Source organism: Nocardia sp. NPDC058176, from assembly GCF_042883805.1.
GTDB lineage: Bacteria > Actinomycetota > Actinomycetes > Mycobacteriales > Mycobacteriaceae > Nocardia.
This window is the reverse complement of sequence record NZ_JBHVVA010000001.1, coordinates 380,230-396,626: the sequence shown is the minus strand read 5'-3', so window position 1 is coordinate 396,626 and position 16,397 is coordinate 380,230. Positions and strand designations below refer to the sequence as shown.

Below are 16,397 nucleotides of genomic sequence, written 5' to 3'. Positions count from 1 at the left end.
AAACCGTAACAGATTCCGGCTATCTAAAACGCTGCCCAAATCGGCCCTTCCGCTGCCCCCAGCAAACCCGTTCCAGCCAGCAATCTTCTGGCGATCGGGCCGTTGACGGCGGGCAGACAGCGGCCCGGGCACCCTCACCAGTGAGGATGCCCGGGCCGGGGTCGGTCGATCAGGCGGCGGAGGTCACCCGGTACACGTCGTAGACACCTTCGACATTGCGCACCACGTTGAGCAGGTGACCCAGATGCTTGGGATCGCCCATCTCGAAGGTGAACTTGCTGATCGCGACGCGATCGCCGTGCGTGGCGACCGAGGCCGACAGGATGTTGACCTTCTCGTCGGCCAGTACCTTGGTGACGTCGGAGAGCAACCGGGTGCGGTCGAGCGCCTCGATCTGGATGGCGACGAGGAACACCGAGGAGGGCGAGGGCGCCCATTCGACCTCGATGATCCGCTCGGCCTGCGACTGCAACGAGCCGGCGTTGGTGCAGTCGGTCCGGTGCACGCTGACCGCGCCGCCGCGCGTGACGAAGCCCATGATCTCGTCGCCCGGTACCGGCGTGCAGCACTTGGCCAGCTTGGCCACCGTGCCCGGCGCACCGGGGATCAGCACGCCCGCGTCGCCGGTGACCCGCTGCCGGGCGGGTGTGGTCGACGGGGTCGACCGTTCGGCGAGCTCGTTCTCCACATCGCCGATGCCGCCGAGCTGGGCCATCAGCCGCTGCACCACGTGATGCGCCGAGACCTGGTGCTCGCCGACGGCGGTGTAGAGGGCGGAGATGTCGGAGTAGTGCAGTTCGTGCGCGACCGCGGTCATCGCGTCGACGCTCATCAACCGCTGCAGCGGCAGCCCGACGCGGCGGACCTCCTTGGAGATCTGCTCCTTGCCGCTTTCGAGGGCTTCCTCGCGCCGCTCCTTGGCAAACCACTGGCGAATCTTGGCCTTCGCCCGGGGTGAGACGACGAAGTTCTGCCAGTCCCGGCTCGGTCCGGCGTTCTGCGCCTTCGAGGTGAACACCTCGACGACCTCACCGTTCTCCAGCTGGCGTTCCAGCGCGACCAGCCGCCCGTTGACCCTGGCACCGATGCACTTGTGCCCGACCTCGGTGTGCACCGCGTAGGCGAAGTCGACCGGCGTGGACTTCTGCGGCAGCGTGATCACATCGCCCTTGGGCGTGAACACGAAGATCTCCGGCGACTTCAGGTCGAAGCGCAGCGACTCCAGGAACTCGGCCGGGTCGGCGGCTTCCCGCTGCCAGTCGAGCAGCTGACGCATCCAGGCCATGTCGTCGACCTCGGCGGCGTCACCGGAGTGCTTGCCCTTGGTCTCCTTGTAGCGCCAGTGCGCGGCGATGCCGAACTCGGCGGTGCGGTGCATGTCCTGGGTGCGGATCTGCACTTCGAGTGGCTTGCCGTCGGGACCGACGACGGTGGTGTGCAGCGACTGGTAGACGCCGTAGCGCGGCTGGGCGATGTAGTCCTTGAACCGGCCCGCCATCGGCTGCCACAGCGAGTGCACGACGCCGACGGCGGCGTAGCAGTCGCGGACCTCCTCGCACAGGATCCGCATGCCGACCAGGTCGTGGATGTCGTCGAAGTCCTTGCCCTTGACGATCATCTTCTGATAGATCGACCAGTAGTGCTTGGGCCGCCCCTCGACGATCGCGTTGATCCTGGACTGGGCCAGCGTGTTGACGATCTCGGCGCGCACCTTGGCCAGGTAGGTGTCGCGCGAGGGCGCGCGGTCGGCGACCAGGCGCACGATCTCGTCGTACTTCTTGGGATGCAGGATCGCGAAGGCGAGGTCCTCCAGCTCCCATTTGACCGTGGCCATGCCGAGGCGATGCGCCAGCGGCGCGATCACCTCGAGGGTCTCCTTGGCCTTCTTGGCCTGCTTCTCCGGCGGCAGGAACCGCATGGTGCGCATGTTGTGCAACCGGTCGGCGACCTTGATCACCAGCACGCGCGGGTCACGGGCCATCGCGATGATCATCTTGCGGATGGTCTCGGCCTCGGCGGCCGCGCCCAGGTTCACCTTGTCGAGCTTGGTGACGCCGTCGACCAGGTGCGCGACTTCCTGCCCGAACTCCTCTTTGAGCTGCTCGAGCGAATAGCCGGTGTCCTCGACCGTGTCGTGCAGCAGGGCCGCGACCAGCGTGGTCGTGTCCATGCCGAGCTCGGCGAGGATGTTGGCGACGGCCAGCGGGTGGGTGATGTAGGGGTCGCCGGACTTGCGGAACTGCTTGGCGTGGCGTTCGTCGGCGACGTCGAAGGCGCGCTGCAACAACGCCAGGTTGGCCTTCGGGTACAGCTCGCGGTGCACGGTGGCCAGCGGCTCCAGCACCGGCTTGACCGCCGCGATCCCGCGCTGACCGGTCATCCGCCGGGCCAGCCTGGCCCGCACCCGGCGCGAGGCCGAGCTGGGCACCGCCGCGGTCGGGGACTGCTTGGTCTGGTTGGCGGGTTCGGGGGTCGCCGGGGCACCGGCCTTCCGCGGGGCGTCGGTGGACTCCTGCCCAACCTTCGCCTCGCCGAGTTGTCGAGTCATGCCACCGCCTCTCACGCTGCATTCGGACCGCTTCGGCCGAGTGCTGCAACCGCCCGGACCACCAACTTTAGTCCCCACACCGACCTGGTGTTCGAATCCCCGCGGTCACAGGCATGCGACGGTAGTGCCTCGCCGCCGACGCGTCACCCCCCGGCCGCGAATCGGCCCGGGTTCGCGGCCGGAGAATCGGCCGGGAACTGCGCGAACGCCCCGTTCAGCCCTCGGCGGACGGGAAGGCCCACACGACCGCCGGTCGCCCGGTCGCCTTCACCCGGCGCCGTTCCCCGGTGCGTTCGAGACCGGGAATCGCGGCGAGGGTGCGATTGAGGTTGGCGGGGTCGGGGCGCGTCCCGTGCAGGGAGGTACTGAGGTCGACCGCCCGGGTGGCGGGGAACTCCTCCCCCGCCAACGCCCTGGTCAGGTGCTGGTCCTTCCAGAGGAGCCCGGCCAGCAGCGTCCGGCTGGTGTCGACGATGCGATTGTGGTCGAACGCCAGCGGGGGGACCTCGTCGAACCCGACCCATTCGGCCGGGCCGTCGTGTTCGGCGACGACCGCCCACATGGCGATCGACAGCGTCGGGCCGCGCGGATCGCGATGCGGTTCGTCGAAGGTGACCAGCTGCCCGACCGCCCCGATCGCCTCGGCCGGCACCCCCAGCTTGGTGTGCACGGCCCGCCGGGCGGCCTCGGCCAGCCGTTCGCCCCGCCCCAGCAGCACACCGGGCAGGGCGAGCTCGCCGGTGAACGGTTCGAACTCGCGCGGGGCGATACCGATGGAAACCCCGTTGTCGGCGTCCCAGCATCGCAGCGTCACCACGTCGATCGACACCACCGATTGCTCCACGGGCGAGATTCTTCCCTATCGGCTCGCGGGGAGGGCAACGCCGTTGCGCGATGCGGCGATGCGGTCGGCGCGGTCGGGGCCGTGGCCGGTGAGCACCACGGGCACGTCGAGGCGGTTCGCGATCCAGGCGGCGGGGTCGGGGCCGATCGGTTCGAGGATCGGCTGGACCGACGACAGCTGGTCGGTGAGCCGTTGCTGGTGGTCGAGATCGCGCCAGCGGCCAGGAGTCAGCTCGGCGAGTGATCCCGCTCCCGTGTCATAGGCTGCTGCGGCGCACAGGGTTTCGGCAGCGTCGAGGTGGTTGACGACCAGGCCGTCGATCCCACCGCACACCTCGATCGCGTAGCGCAGCAGGATCGGATCGAGGTGCCCCTGACGGAAGGCGCCCTGGTAGGGACCGGTGTCGTTGTGTGGCTCGGGGAGGCCGAGCGGGGCTTCGGTGGGTAGTGGGCCCGCGCCGTGGCGGGTCATGTAGGTGCGTGTGACACCGAGAACCGCTGCGGTGCCGCCGATCTCGGCGATCATCGCGCGGGCATCGCGTGGCTCCACCGTCGACCAGGTGGTGTGCGGATGGAACCCACGCCATTCGTCGAGCAGGACGCCCTGTGCCCCTTCGAACACCAGCCTGCCGCGGTGTGCGGCGCGCTGGAGTTCGCCGTCGTCGGCGATGCGCACGGCCCGCGCGAAGTCGCCGTACATCGCCACGAGCGCGTCGATCGATTCGTACCCGTGTGCGCTCGGGCCGACCAGCTCGTCGTAGTGCGCGGCGAGGCGGTCCAGTTTGGCCCGCAGGACAGCGGGCAGCCAGCAGTCCGCCACGGTCGGCGCGTCGTGTTCGAGTGCGTACCAGGCGGTTTCACCGATCCCCCGACCGCAGGAACCGTGCCGCGAGGAACCCCTCGCGTCCTCGCGCGCACGGTTCGCCGCGATGTGGATCGGCGTCGTGAGCAGGGCGCGCCCGTCGACGGCCAGCAGGCCGAGCGGGTCGGGCACGCCGAGAGCGGCGAGACGGTCGGACTCGGCGGCGAGCGCGATCGGTTCGACCAGCATGTGCCGCGACAGCAGCGTCGGTACACCGGCGAAGGTGCCCGCCCCGAACTGGGCGAAGGTGTGGTGGCGGCCGTCGGCGACGACATTGTGCGCGGCCTGCGCACCGCCGTTGAACCGCACGACCGCCGCCACCCCGAGGTCGGCCTCGGGCGAGCACAGCCAGTCGACCGTCGCGCCCTTGCCCGCGTCGCCGAAGCCCAGATCGACGACGACGAGATGGCTGTCACCGAACATCCGCGTATCCCTTGCCTTCTCGTTGTCTCATCGCCCCGGCGGCAGCGCCCGCATCCCACGGCCGGGCTCGGATCCCAGCGCCCGGCCCACCGCGTCCGCTTCGTCGGCCGATCCCACATCGCGCAGATCGGCCAGTCCGGTGTCGAGGTCGACGCGATCCTCCCCCAGCCCGATGGTCAGCGCGATCAGTTCGCACACCGCGGCGGGATCGTCGAGCTTCAGGAAGTTCTGCCCGAGCAGTCCGCGCCAGTGCTCGGCGATCTCCGGATCCCGGTAGTACGAGGACTGATTCGGCAGGATGTAGTGCACGTGCCAGCGCTGCTCGAGCTCGCGATAGATCGAGTCGACCGCGACATCGCGACGCACGTGGTCGCCGATCACCGCGCGGATGTGGCGTGCCGCGAGCCGGGGCTTGTTCAGCTCGTCCCCGATCAGGAACAGATATCCCCGCTTCCCCCGCTTGTCCCACGCGTCGGTCGCCACGTGCCGTGCCATGAAATAGGCGGCCAGTTCGTAACTCTCGGACTTCTGCCCGCCGCCACCGCCTTCGAGCAGAATCGCGCGCAACTGCTCGTCCATCCGGTTGTCGGACTCGAACTGCCCCACCTGCAACGGCACCCGGTCGGTGTCGGCGTCGCCGATCGCCCCGAACAGCAGCTGCGGGTCCCGCGCGTATCCCTTGCTCCGCAGCAGCCCGTGCAGCTTGCCGAGCTTGTCCTGCATGATCCGGGGCACCTTCCCCATCGACCCGGTGACGTCGAACAGCACCGCCACCGGCAACGACTCCCCGTGCTCGGCCGAATCCCGGCACTCGCGCGTCCCGACCCCGAACGGATCGAGCAACAGGTGCGCACACCACGTTTCGTACGGCCGACTCCGCATCTCGGCCGTGTAGCCGAAGTCGTCGACCCCGTGCCGGGCCCGGTAGGTCTTCCCCGCCCGGTAAGCCGTGTCGTCCCAATGTCCGTACCCCATGCGAACCACTCCTCTCGTTCGGACTGTTTTAGTCTACGCCACCAAAACAACGCCCGTCAAGAACGTCGGAGCGAAGCGAAGCCCCGGAACGCCACCGCCCCGGGGCCGGTCGAGCTACTCGACCAGACCCTCGGGAGTGAGTTCGAGGGTGCGGGTCACGCCGATGTCGTCGAGGAAGCGGGCATCGTGGCTGACCACGATCAGGGCGCCCTCGAAGCTCGCCAGGGCCTGGGTCAGGTGGGCCAGGCTGGGCAGGTCGAGGTTGTTGGTCGGTTCGTCGAGCATCAGCAGTTTCGGGGCGGGTTCGGCGAGCAGCAGGGTGGCCAGTGCCGCGCGCAGGCGCTCTCCACCGGACAGTGCCGACGCCGGGATGTCGGCGTCGGAACCACGAAACAGGAAGCGCGCCAACTGACTGCGGATCTGTTCGGCCGAGGCGTGCTGTGCGGCCTCGGCGACGTTCTCGAACACCGTGCGCTCTTCGTCGAAGACGTCGAGACGCTGCGGCAGCAACCGCCACGCCACCTTCGGCCCCTCGGCCACGATGCGGCGCAGCAGCGTGGTCTTGCCCGCGCCGTTGCGCCCGGTGAGCGCTATCCGTTCCGGTCCGCTCACCCGCAGATCCACCACCGGACCGTTGGCCAGTTCGGCCTCGCGCAGGTCGATCACATCCTGTCCCGGATACAGCCGGGTGCCCGGCAGCTCGATCCGGATCTGCCGGTCCGCGCGCACCAATTCCTCGGCGTGATCGAGGGTTTCGCGCGCGGAGTCCAGCTTCTCGATGTGGGAGTTGCGCAGTTTGCCCGCCGAGACCTCGGCGGCGTTCTTGCGCAGTCCGGCGACGATCTTGGGTACCCGCTTGTTGTCTTGCGCCTTCTGGGCGAACCGCGCCCTGCGGTCCAGTTTGGTTCGCGCGTCGACGAGTTCGCGTGCCTGCTTGCGCACATCGCTGCGCGCGTCACGCACCGCGGCCCGCGCGGCCTCCTGCTCCTGCTCGACGATCCGCTCGTACTCGCTGAAATTGCCACCGAAGGACCGGATCTCCCCGGCGCGCAACTCGGCGATGCCGTCCATCCGGTCGAGCAGGTCGCGGTCGTGGCTGACCACGATCACGGTACCGGGGAACTGCCGGATCACCTCGTAGAGCCGCGCTCGCGCGTCGACGTCGAGGTTGTTGGTCGGTTCGTCGAGCAGCAGCACGTCGGGTTCGCGCAGGAGTTCGGCGACGAGCCCGAGCAGCACCGTCTCGCCACCGGAGAGGGTGTCGAGGGTGCGGTCGAGGTCGGCCACCGAACCGGCGACGTAGCCCAGCCCGAGCCGGCCGAGCAGGGCGATGGCCTCGTCCTCGACCTGCCAGTGCGTGCCGATGGTGTCGAAGTCGTCGGGTTCGCCGGTGCCGCTCTCGATCCGGTGCAGCGCGGCCCGCAGCTCGGCGATACCGAGGACGGTGTCGACGCGCTGTCCGGTGCGCATCCCGAGATCCTGGCGCAGGTAGCCGAGGCTGCCCGGCACGGTGATCGATCCGCGCAGCGGGGTCAGCTCACCGGTGATCAGCCGCAGCAGCGTGGATTTGCCCGCGCCGTTGCTGCCGACGAGGCCGATCTGGCCCGGGCCGACGACGGCGTCGAGGCCGTCGAACAGCACGGTGCCATCAGGCCAATGGAAAGTGAGATCGGAAAAAGACAGAGAGACCATGCGGATCACCTCGAGGTGCGGCGGAAACACGGTGCGCGGAATGCGGACCGTCCGAAAGCGCTACCTCAAGAAATCAACGCACGACTCCGATCGCCGGGAACAAGACCACTCATTGATACACCCACCCCGCCCCGTCACGCCACCCCTTTTTCCGCGATCGTGAGCCCGCTCACCGCAGACCCGCCGGTCGGGCCGGCAAGACTCTCGGCGTCCTCGCGACACCGAGAAGCGCTAACCTCGGCACGAGGCGATCGCCCCGGGTCCGGGCGATCGCGCACCCGGGAATCAGCGAACGAAGGAATGCGATGTCGACGGCGATTCGAGTACGAACGGCTGGTCAGAGCGATATCACCGCGGCAGCGAACACACTGGCCGCGGCCTTCCAGCACGACCCGGTGATGAGCTGGATCCTGCCGGACGATCACCGCCGTGCGGTGGGCCTGCCCCGGTTCTTCGCCACCATGGCCCGCCACGTGTTCGTCCCGGTCGGCGGCTCCGAGCTCGCGCTGCGCCCGGACGGGACGGTCGCGGGCGTCGCGCTCTGGACGCCACCGAACCGGCGCGAGACCAGCCCGCGCGCCGAGCTGCGCATGATGCCCGGACTCCTGCGCGCCCTCGGCAGGCGCATCCTCGCCGGAAAGCAGGTCGCCGAACTGCTCGAAGAACATCACCCGACCGAACCGCACTGGTATCTGGGAATGCTCGGCACCGCTCCCGACGTTCGCGGCGCCGGCTACGGCAATGCCCTGCTGCGCTCCCGGCTCGACCGCGTCGATGCCGAGGGCGGCACCGCCTACCTGGAATCCAGCAACCCCGACAACGTGCCGTACTACGAACGCTTCGGCTTCACCGTGACCAGTGAGATCCGCATCCCCGACGGCCCACCGCTGTGGCTGATGCTGCGGGCGGCCCGCTGAGCGACCGGCTCAGAGCTTGACGATCGAGGTGAGCGGGTAGTCGCCCTGGTGGTCGCGGCCCTTCAGGAACTCGAGCTCGAGCACCACGGCGGCCGCGACGACCTCGGCACCGACCTCGGCGAACAGGGCCGCCGCGGCGGCGAGGGTGCCACCGGTGGCCAGGACGTCGTCGAGCAGCAGAATGCGCTTGCCCGCGAGTTCCACCCCGTCGGCTGGGATTTCCAGTGCGGCCGAACCGTATTCGAGCTGGTACTCGCGCGAGACGACCGGCGGCGGCAGCTTGCCGCCCTTGCGGATGGCGAGCACGCCGGTGCCCAGCGTCGCCGCCACCCCGGCACCGAGCAGGAAGCCGCGGGCGTCGACACCGGCGACGATATCGGCTTCGGGGGCGATGGCGGCGAAGCAGTCGACGACCGCGCGGAACCCGACGGCGTCGGCGAACACGGGGGTGAGATCAGCGAAACGCACGCCGGGCGTGGGGAAGTCGTCGTGCCAGCGGGTCAGCCGCGAGACCGCGTCGGCGGCCTTCTCGGTCCGCTCGACTACCTGGTCGTCGGATTCGACCACCGCGTGCTTGCTCATCGACACCTCTCCGTCACGTCCACGACTGCTCACCGCTGCAACACCCAGCGGTCCATGTTCCAGCCGGTACCGGCCTGCGTCGGCCCGGCTATCCCGTTCTGCATGCCGTGGCCGAAGGCGATGGTGCGCGGTGTCGCGAACAACGGGATGCTCGGCAGCTGCGCCCACAGCAGGTTCTCGGCCTCGGTCAGCAGATTCAGCGTCACGGTCGAGTCGTCCTCTCCCGCAAGCTGATCGGTGATCGCATCGTAACGACCGTTCGCGAAGCCACCGACATCGAGTCCGCTACCGGCCCGCAACGCGGCGAAGGCGGTGACCCCGGCCGAGGAACCGGCCGGGCCGGGCACGCCCGCGGTCGAGCCGAGCACGGCGTCGACCGCGCCCTCGGCCAACCGGGCCGGGGTGAAATCGGGTGCGCCCGCGTCGACCACGGAAATCCCCGCGGCGCGGCACGAATCGGCGATCGCCGCCACCGTCCGCGCCCGGCGGTCATCGGGTGCCTGATAACCGATCCGGACCGTCGGCTGCGGCGCACCGGCCGAGGCCAGTGTCGCGGTGGCCGCCGGGATGTCGGCGCCACGGTACTTGTCGGCGGCGCCGATCACCGCCGGGTAGTACAGCGAATCCTGCTGCACCACATGGGCGTTGAGCGGGCCGGAACCCAGCCCCGTGACCGGCGGCTCGCCCGCCTTGCCCAGGGTCTCGAACAGGGCCTGGCGCGGCACGCACTGGGCGAAGGCGCGGCGCACCTCCACCGGCGCGAAGACCCCGCCGGTGGCGAGCACGAGCTGTTCGGCGCCACGACCGGCGACGGTCTGCTCGTCGAACCCGGCGAGATCGAGCTCGGCCACCGACCCCGCGCCCAGGTCGACCACGCCGAGCGCGTTCTCCTTCGCCTTGGCGGCGAAGTCGGTGCCCTTGGGCCACACCACGATCCGGCTGGTCTTGGGCGGGGAACCCCACCACTTCTCGTTGGCGACGAGGACCAAACCGTCCTCGGCGCCGAAGGATTCGATCCGGTACGGCCCCGAGGACGGGAACTTGGTCAGATCGAGCGAGCCCGGCGTCATCGTCCAGCCCGCGTTCCAGAAATCGGCGATGCGCCCGAGCACCGCGCCGTCACCGGCCTGCAGGGCGCTCACCACATCCGGCACGCCCGCCGCCTGCGCGACCACGTGCGCGGGCATGAGCTCGGCGGCGGTGAACAGGGTGCGCCACGGGAGATAGTGCCTGCCGGGCCGGAACACCACGGTGGCGTCCTTGGACCCCGGTACGCAGTCGACCCGCTCGATATCGGCGTAGCCGACCGTGCTGGCCGCGTCGAACAGCGGCACCGGGCCGTTGTCGCCGGGGCGGGTGTACTTGCCCGAGCGCGCCGACCAGGCGAGCACCAGATCGTCGCAGGAGGTGGCCACCCCGTCGGAGTAGACCCCGTCCGGGTTGAGCCGGTACTGGACGGTCTGGGTCTCGCCCGGCACCTCCTTCGCGGTGCCCGCGTCGGTGTCGGCGACCTGCTGACCATCGGGTCCGGTGTAGAAGAACCCGGTCAGCACGCGCCCGAACACCGCCGCGGTACCACTGCTCGCGCCGAGCGTGCTGCCGCCGTTGTAGCTGGCGACCGCGGCGTCGACCGCGTACCCGATGGAGGGCACCTGGTTCGTGGTCGAGCACCCGGCCACCAGCCCGGTGGTCACGGCGGCGGCCGTGGCGAGCACGGTGATCAGTCGAATCCTGCTGCGTCGCATGATGAGACCCCCTGCTCTCGGCGTCAGTGCCTTCTCTTGTGCCGCTTCCCGCTCGGCCGGGTACCCGGCCGGGGCGCGCCCGAGTCGCTCGGCCGGGGACCGCGGGCGGCACCCGCGCTCGCGCCCACCGGAACCCGGGGAGCGACGCCGATACCGGCCCGCTTGTCGAGCACCTTCTTGGTGTGCGCGGCCACCGGACCCCAGCGTTCCTTGATCGACACCAGCACCGGCACGGCGAAGAAGATCGAGGAGTAGGCGCCGACGATCATGCCGACCAGCTGCACCAGCGCGAGGTCCTTGAGCGTGCCCACACCGAGCAACCACACCGCGATCACCAACATGCCGATGATCGGCAGGATGCCGATGACGGTGGTGCTGATCGAGCGCATCAGGGTCTGGTTGGCGGCCAGGTTCGCCTGTTCGGCGTAGGTGCGTTTGTTCAGGTGCAGCACACCCCTGGTGTTCTCCTCGACCTTGTCGAAGACCACCACGTTGTCGTAGAGCACGAAGCCGAGGATCGTGAGCAGACCGATCACCGCGGCCGGGGTCACCTCGAACCCGACCAGCGAATAGATGCCCGCGGTGACGATCAGGTTGAAGAACAGCGACACGATCGCCGCGATCGACATGTCCCGTTCGAAGCGGATCGCGATGTAGATCATCGTCAACAGGACGAACACCCCCAGCGCGATCAGCGCCTTCTGGGTGATCTGCCCGCCCCAGGTCTCGCTGATCTCGGCGAAGCTGATGGCGTTGCGAGTGACCTCGCCGGAGGAATCCTTCGGCTGGAACTCGTCGAACAGCGCGGTCTGCACCTGTTCGATCTCGGCGGCGTCGAGGGCTTCCGAACGCACCTGGATGGTCGCGCTGTCGCCGGAGCCGACCCGCTGCACCGAGACCGGCCCGTGGCCGAGTGCCTCGGAGTAGACGTCCTCCACCTGCTGGGTGGTGATCTCGTCGGTGGCCGGGATCTGGATCCGCGAACCACCGGTGAAGTCGATGCCGAGGGTGAACCCGCGCACCGCGATGCTGGCCAGCGAGATCAGCAGGAAGATCGCCGCGAGCGTGTAGAACAGCTTCCGCTTGCTGACGATCGGGAAGCCGCCGGTGCCGGTGTAGAGCCGCTCCAGGAAGGTGTGGTGCGGGGCCGAGGCCGGCTCGGCCTTGTCGAGTGCCACCGATTCGCCGGTGGGGTTGGCGTTGGTCATCGTGACATCTCCTTCGGCCGGACCTGGCCCGCGCCGCGTTCCCTGGCGATCTGCTGCACCACGCCGAGACCGTTCACCGACGGCTTGGCCCAGAACGGGGAGCGCGCGGCGAGCATCATCAGCGGGGCGGTGACCAGGTAGAGCACGATCACGTCGAGGACGGTGGTGATACCGAGGGTGAAGGCGAAGCCCTTCACCTGACCGGCGGCGAGCAGGTACAGCACGACCGAGGCGATCAGGCTGACCGTCTTGCCGGACAGGTTGGTGCGCTGGGCGCGGGCCCAGCCGCGCGGCACCGCCGAACGGAAGCTGCGGCCCTCACGCATCTCGTCCTTGATGCGTTCGAAGAACACCACGAACGAGTCGGCGGTCAGGCCGATACCGATGATCAGACCGGCGATACCGGCCAGGTCGAGGGTGAACGACATCCAGCGGCCGAGCAGCACGATGATGCCGTAGACCGCGAACCCGGCCACGATCAGCGAGAACCCGGCGAGGAAGCCGAGCAGCCGGTACACGAGCAGGCAGTACATCAGCACCGCGATCAGGCCGATGGCACCGGCCAGCAGGCCCGCCTTGAGCGAGGACAGGCCGAGGGTGGCCGAGACGGTCTCGGCTTCGGAGGTCTGGAACGACAGCGGCAGCGAACCGTACTTGAGGGTGTTGGCCAGCTCGGCCGCGCTGTCGGCGTTGAAGCTGCCCGAGATCGAGGTGCGGCCGCCCAGCTGCGGGCCCTGCTGCACCACCGGTGCGCTGACCACTTCCGAGTCGAGCACGAACGCGACCCGCTGGTTGAGGTACTCACCGGTCAGATCGGCCCAGGCGTCCGAACCCGAGCCCTTGAACTCGAGGTTCACCTCGTGCCGAGCCTGCTGGGAGTTCAGCCCGGAGGTGGCGTCCGCGATCTCCTGGCCGTCGATGCGGCTCGGGCCGAGCACGAACACCTCGGTGCCGTCCTGCGAGCAGGTGACCAGCGGCAGCGCCGGATCGTCGTTGCCGGCCAGCGGATCGGGGACGTTGCAGTCCATGCTGGCCACCGCGACCTGCTGCACGGCCTGGTCGGTGCTCTGACGCAGCGCCTTGGCGTCGGCGATCTCCTTGGCCTGCTGCTCCTGGTAGGTGGGGCTACCCGGGGTCGGCGTGGGAGTCGGCGGCGCCTGGGCGGGGAACACCCGAGACTGCGGGGCGGGCGTGGTCTGCTCGCCGTCGGCCGGGGCGGGCGCGTCGGTCGCCGGTGCCGGGGCATCGGTGGCCGGAGCCTGTGGTTCCTGGCCGTCGGCGGGCGGCGCCTGCGGGGCCGTGCCGTCGGTGGGCGGTGCCTCCGGGGCGGCGCCACCGGCCTGCGGCGGGGTGGCGGCCAGCACCGGCCGGATGTAGAGCTTGGCGGTGGTGGCCAGCGCACGTGCCTGCTGGCTGTCGTCGCCGGGCACCGTGATGACGAGGTTGCTACCGTCGATGACCACCTCGGAGCCGGAGACGCCGAGACCGTTGACACGGTTCTCGATGATCTCCTGCGCCTTCTTCAGGCTGTCCTGGCTCGGGTTGCTGCCGTCCGGGGTGCGCGCGGTCAGGGTGACGCGGGTACCGCCCTGCAGGTCGATGCCGAGCTTGGGCGTGGGCGATTGGTCACCGGTGAAGAACACCAGCGCGTAGATCACGGCCAGCAGCGCGGCGTAGACGCCGAGCAACCGGAACGGATGCGCCGATCCTTGGGAAGGTGGCACAGCAGGTCATCTCCTAGGCGGAAGTCGAGGCTGGTTCGGTGGGCACAACGGTGCCCGGCCGGGCACGCGAGGTACCCGGCGGGGAGTGGGACGGGGTCAGTCCTTGGTCAGCCGGGTCTCGGTCTGATCCACGGCTTCCTCGACGGGGGCGTCGGTCACGGCGGGGGTCTCCTCGCCCACCGGCTCCTCCACCCGGACCTCACGGATCGCCTGGCGCAGCCAGGTGGTGACGACGTCCTCGGCGATCTCCAGGTCGACGGTGGTCTCGTCGAGGTCGACGATGGTGCCGTACAGCCCCGAGGTGGTGATCACGGAGTCACCGACCTTCAGGCTCTCCTGCATGCTCGAGACCTTCTCGGCCTCCCGCTTCTGTTTGCGGATACCGAAGAACATCGGCACGAGCAGGGCCAGGATCAGCAGCGGAAACAGGAAGTCCATCGTCGAAGTCAGTCCCTAGTCAGTGGGTGGACGTGCAAGTACGCCTGACAGTCTGCCAGTTCCCCGTCACGGCGACACACCGGACACCCGGTGCGGCGGCCGAACAGAGGCGAAACGGCCCCGGTCCGCACGGCGCGGACCGAGGCCGGATGGGGTCGAGGGCGCTCAGGCGATGCGCCCGTAGGTGTAGTCGTCGAGCGGGAAGGTGACCGCCTCGCGGTGCGCGTTGACGGTGCTGGTCGGCCGCAGCAGCGCGGCTTCCCCGTGCTGGTTGAAGTAGTAGCTGCGGGCCGTGGAGCAGTCACCGCCGTAGAACACCGAGGAGCCGAGCTTGTCGGTGACCCGGTCGAGGAACTCCGCGTTGGCCCGCTCGGTGACCTCGAAGGTCCGCTCGCCGCGCCGGAACAGCTCGGTGAACAGCCTGCCCATGTGCTTCATCTGGGCCTCGATGGTGGTGAAGTAGGACAGCCCGCTGTAGGAGTAGGGGCTGTTGAGGCTCAGGAAGTTGGGGAACTTGGGCACGGTGATGCCCTCGTAGGCCTGGAACCGGTTGTCGCGCCAGAACTTGCCGAGGTTCACCCCGTCGCGGCCGACGATCTCGATGGCCGGGAAGTTCACGTCCCACAGGTTGAAGCCGGTGGCGAGCAGCAGGGTGTCGATCTCGGTCTTGCGCCCGTCGGCGGTGACGATGCCGTCGGGTTCGACGTGGTCGATCGAGTTCGTCTCCAACCGCACGTGCGGTTCGTTGAAGGTCTTGAAGTACTGGTTGGAGAAGGTGGGCCGCTTGCAGCCGAAGTCGTAGTGCGGGGTGAGCCCGGCCCTGGTGTCCTTGTCGCGCACCTGCGCGAACAGGTGCGCCTTGGCCAGTGCCGCGGCCGCCTTGTTCAGCGGCTTGGCCTGCGCGTAGTGCAGCACGCCGACGACCATCAGCGCCTCGAGCATGCCGGTGTTGACCAGCCGCGCGGCCTTCTGGGTGAGCGGCACCTTGGCGAAGACCTGCTGGACCGGCTTCGGGATCGGCACGTCGACCTTGGGCACCACCCAGATCGGGGTGCGCTGGAACACCGTCAGCGCGGCGACCTGCTTGGCCACCTCGGGCACCAGCTGCACCGCGGTGGCGCCGGTGCCGATGACGGCGGCCCGGCGATCGGTGAGGTCGTAGCCTGCGTCCCAGTCGGTGGTGTGGATGATCTTGCCCGCGAAGGACTCGATCCCCGGGAACGGCGGGGTGTAGGGCTGGGACAGGAAGCCGGTCGCGGCGAGCAGGTAGCGCGCGGTGAGCGTCTCCCCACCGGCGACGGTGACCACCCAGTGCTGGTTGTCCTCGTCCCAGCGGGCGCCCTCGACCACGGTCCCGAAGCGCATGCGCCGACGCAGGTCGTACTTGTCGGCCACGAACCCGGCGTATTTCTTGAGCTCGGCGCCTGGCGCGAACAACCGCGACCAGTACGGGTTCGGCTCGAAGGAATACGAGTAGGTGACCGAGGCGATGTCGACCGCGAGACCGGGGTACCGGTTCACATGCCAGGTACCGCCGAGGTCGTCCTCGCGTTCCAGGATGACGAAATCGCGCAGGCCGAGCCGGTCGAGTTCGATGGCGGCACCGATGCCACCGAAACCCGCCCCGACGATGACCGCGTCCAACCGAGGTGCCACGTCGAACCTCCAAGCACAACACAGTGCTCATCGAAAAGTGTCTGTTACAGAATGACACATCATCCTGATACAGCGACAGTAACATCGTCATGAATCCGAGGCCACCCGGTGTACAGTCACGCGGTACGGCGGCCGTCGACGACGGCGTCGTCAGTCGCGGCCCGATGACGAAAACCCGTGGGATAGAAGGGCAATCCTGACACAATGACCGCTGTGACGCCCGACGATGTGAGCCGCACCCACTTCGCCATGCCGAACCTCGGCCACCGTGGCTACCACGCCGACGAAGTCGATGCCTTCCTCGAATTGGTCTCGGCCACCCTCGACGGTCAGGGCGCCCTCACCGCCGACGATATCCGCCACGTCCACTTCGGCGCGCCGCGATTCGGCGGGCGCGGCTACCAGGCCGATCAGGTCGACGATTTCCTCGACCGGGTCAGGACCGAGCTCGAGCACCGGCAGAAGGGCGGCGCCCCGGTCCCGGCGGCGCGCCCCGGTGACGACATCGCCGAGATGCTGACCCCCGACGACGTGCACCGCATGCGGTTCAGCCAGTCCGCGGTCGGCCGGCGCGGCTACCACGAGGAAGAGGTCGACGCGTTCCTCGACCTGGTCGCGGCGACCCTGGCCCACAACGGGCCGGGCAGCCTGACCGCCACCGATGTGCGCGGAGTCCGGTTCACCGACACCCGCCTCGGCACCCGCGGCTACTCCCGCGAAGAGGTCGACGCCTTCATCGACCTGGTGATCACCGCGCTCGAGCACGCCGAACGCCGGGTGTGAA

At 69.1% G+C, this 16,397-nt stretch carries 13 protein-coding genes; 2 read left to right on the top strand and 11 right to left on the bottom strand.

Going from position 1 to position 16,397, the window contains the following annotated elements:
* Positions 1–169: 169 nt before the first annotated feature.
* The 5 genes from ACFVVM_RS01845 to ACFVVM_RS01825 form a co-directional block, all read right to left on the bottom strand.
* The gene (locus ACFVVM_RS01845; protein ID WP_387612012.1) at positions 170–2,548 is read right to left on the bottom strand and encodes a RelA/SpoT family protein; all 2,379 of its coding nucleotides are present in this window, start codon (positions 2,546–2,548) and stop codon (positions 170–172) included.
* Positions 2,549–2,762: 214 nt separating this feature from the next.
* The gene (locus ACFVVM_RS01840; RefSeq protein ID WP_387612009.1) at positions 2,763–3,392 is read right to left on the bottom strand and encodes an NUDIX domain-containing protein; all 630 of its coding nucleotides are present in this window, start codon (positions 3,390–3,392) and stop codon (positions 2,763–2,765) included.
* Between the two features lie 15 nt (positions 3,393–3,407).
* Complete coding sequence (locus ACFVVM_RS01835; RefSeq protein ID WP_387612007.1) at positions 3,408–4,676, bottom strand: adenylosuccinate synthetase; 1,269 nt, start codon at positions 4,674–4,676, stop codon at positions 3,408–3,410.
* Positions 4,677–4,703: 27 nt separating this feature from the next.
* Positions 4,704–5,651 carry a hypothetical protein gene (locus ACFVVM_RS01830; RefSeq protein WP_387612004.1) on the bottom strand — a complete coding sequence of 316 codons (948 nt, stop codon included), beginning with the start codon at positions 5,649–5,651 and terminating at the stop codon, positions 4,704–4,706.
* A gap of 114 nt (positions 5,652–5,765) precedes the next feature.
* Positions 5,766–7,343 (bottom strand): ABC-F family ATP-binding cassette domain-containing protein, encoded by a 1,578-nt coding sequence (locus ACFVVM_RS01825; protein WP_387612001.1) that lies wholly within the window; start codon positions 7,341–7,343, stop codon positions 5,766–5,768.
* Between the two features lie 305 nt (positions 7,344–7,648).
* On the opposite strand from ACFVVM_RS01825, the gene ACFVVM_RS01820 reads away from it, so the two are divergent.
* A complete protein-coding gene (locus tag ACFVVM_RS01820) occupies positions 7,649–8,260 on the top strand; it encodes a GNAT family N-acetyltransferase (protein ID WP_387611998.1) in 612 nt (203 codons plus the stop codon).
* A 9-nt stretch (positions 8,261–8,269) separates the two neighbouring features.
* Here ACFVVM_RS01820 and ACFVVM_RS01815 read toward each other — a convergent pair whose 3' ends face one another.
* The 6 genes from ACFVVM_RS01815 to ACFVVM_RS01790 form a co-directional block, all read right to left on the bottom strand.
* Positions 8,270–8,842, bottom strand: coding sequence for an adenine phosphoribosyltransferase (locus ACFVVM_RS01815; RefSeq protein WP_387611996.1), 573 nt, complete (start codon positions 8,840–8,842; stop codon positions 8,270–8,272).
* 29 nt (positions 8,843–8,871) lie between these two features.
* Positions 8,872–10,587 carry an ABC transporter substrate-binding protein gene (locus ACFVVM_RS01810; RefSeq protein ID WP_387611993.1) on the bottom strand — a complete coding sequence of 572 codons (1,716 nt, stop codon included), beginning with the start codon at positions 10,585–10,587 and terminating at the stop codon, positions 8,872–8,874.
* Between the two features lie 23 nt (positions 10,588–10,610).
* A complete protein-coding gene (gene secF, locus ACFVVM_RS01805) occupies positions 10,611–11,795 on the bottom strand; it encodes a protein translocase subunit SecF (protein ID WP_387611990.1) in 1,185 nt (394 codons plus the stop codon).
* On the bottom strand, positions 11,792–13,519 hold the full coding sequence (secD, locus tag ACFVVM_RS01800; protein WP_387611987.1) for a protein translocase subunit SecD: 1,728 nt from the start codon (positions 13,517–13,519) through the stop codon (positions 11,792–11,794). The genes secF and secD overlap by 4 nt, the downstream gene beginning before the upstream one ends.
* Before the next feature lie 96 nt (positions 13,520–13,615).
* On the bottom strand, positions 13,616–13,957 hold the full coding sequence (yajC, locus tag ACFVVM_RS01795; RefSeq protein ID WP_387611984.1) for a preprotein translocase subunit YajC: 342 nt from the start codon (positions 13,955–13,957) through the stop codon (positions 13,616–13,618).
* 165 nt (positions 13,958–14,122) lie between these two features.
* Positions 14,123–15,613, bottom strand: a complete 1,491-nt coding sequence (locus ACFVVM_RS01790; protein ID WP_387611981.1) for a flavin-containing monooxygenase — start codon at positions 15,611–15,613, stop codon at positions 14,123–14,125.
* A 204-nt stretch (positions 15,614–15,817) separates the two neighbouring features.
* Here ACFVVM_RS01790 and ACFVVM_RS01785 point away from each other — a divergent pair, with 204 nt between their 5' ends.
* Positions 15,818–16,396, top strand: a complete 579-nt coding sequence (locus tag ACFVVM_RS01785) for a DivIVA domain-containing protein (RefSeq protein WP_302870757.1) — start codon at positions 15,818–15,820, stop codon at positions 16,394–16,396.
* The last annotated feature ends 1 nt before the right edge of the window (position 16,397 follow it).

What these genes read in the sequence shown, in the direction of transcription:
- secF (WP_387611990.1), bottom strand. Translation starts at nt 11,795, where the DNA reads ATGACCAACGCCAACCCCACCGGCGAATCGGTGGCACTCGACAAGGCC.
- ACFVVM_RS01845 (WP_387612012.1), bottom strand. Translation starts at nt 2,548, where the DNA reads ATGACTCGACAACTCGGCGAGGCGAAGGTTGGGCAGGAGTCCACCGAC.
- ACFVVM_RS01830 (WP_387612004.1), bottom strand. Translation starts at nt 5,651, where the DNA reads ATGGGGTACGGACATTGGGACGACACGGCTTACCGGGCGGGGAAGACC.
- yajC (WP_387611984.1), bottom strand. Translation starts at nt 13,957, where the DNA reads ATGGACTTCCTGTTTCCGCTGCTGATCCTGGCCCTGCTCGTGCCGATG.
- ACFVVM_RS01820 (WP_387611998.1), top strand. Translation starts at nt 7,649, where the DNA reads ATGTCGACGGCGATTCGAGTACGAACGGCTGGTCAGAGCGATATCACC.
- ACFVVM_RS01815 (WP_387611996.1), bottom strand. Translation starts at nt 8,842, where the DNA reads ATGAGCAAGCACGCGGTGGTCGAATCCGACGACCAGGTAGTCGAGCGG.
- ACFVVM_RS01825 (WP_387612001.1), bottom strand. Translation starts at nt 7,343, where the DNA reads ATGGTCTCTCTGTCTTTTTCCGATCTCACTTTCCATTGGCCTGATGGC.
- ACFVVM_RS01810 (WP_387611993.1), bottom strand. Translation starts at nt 10,587, where the DNA reads ATGCGACGCAGCAGGATTCGACTGATCACCGTGCTCGCCACGGCCGCC.
- ACFVVM_RS01785 (WP_302870757.1), top strand. Translation starts at nt 15,818, where the DNA reads ATGACCGCTGTGACGCCCGACGATGTGAGCCGCACCCACTTCGCCATG.
- ACFVVM_RS01835 (WP_387612007.1), bottom strand. Translation starts at nt 4,676, where the DNA reads ATGTTCGGTGACAGCCATCTCGTCGTCGTCGATCTGGGCTTCGGCGAC.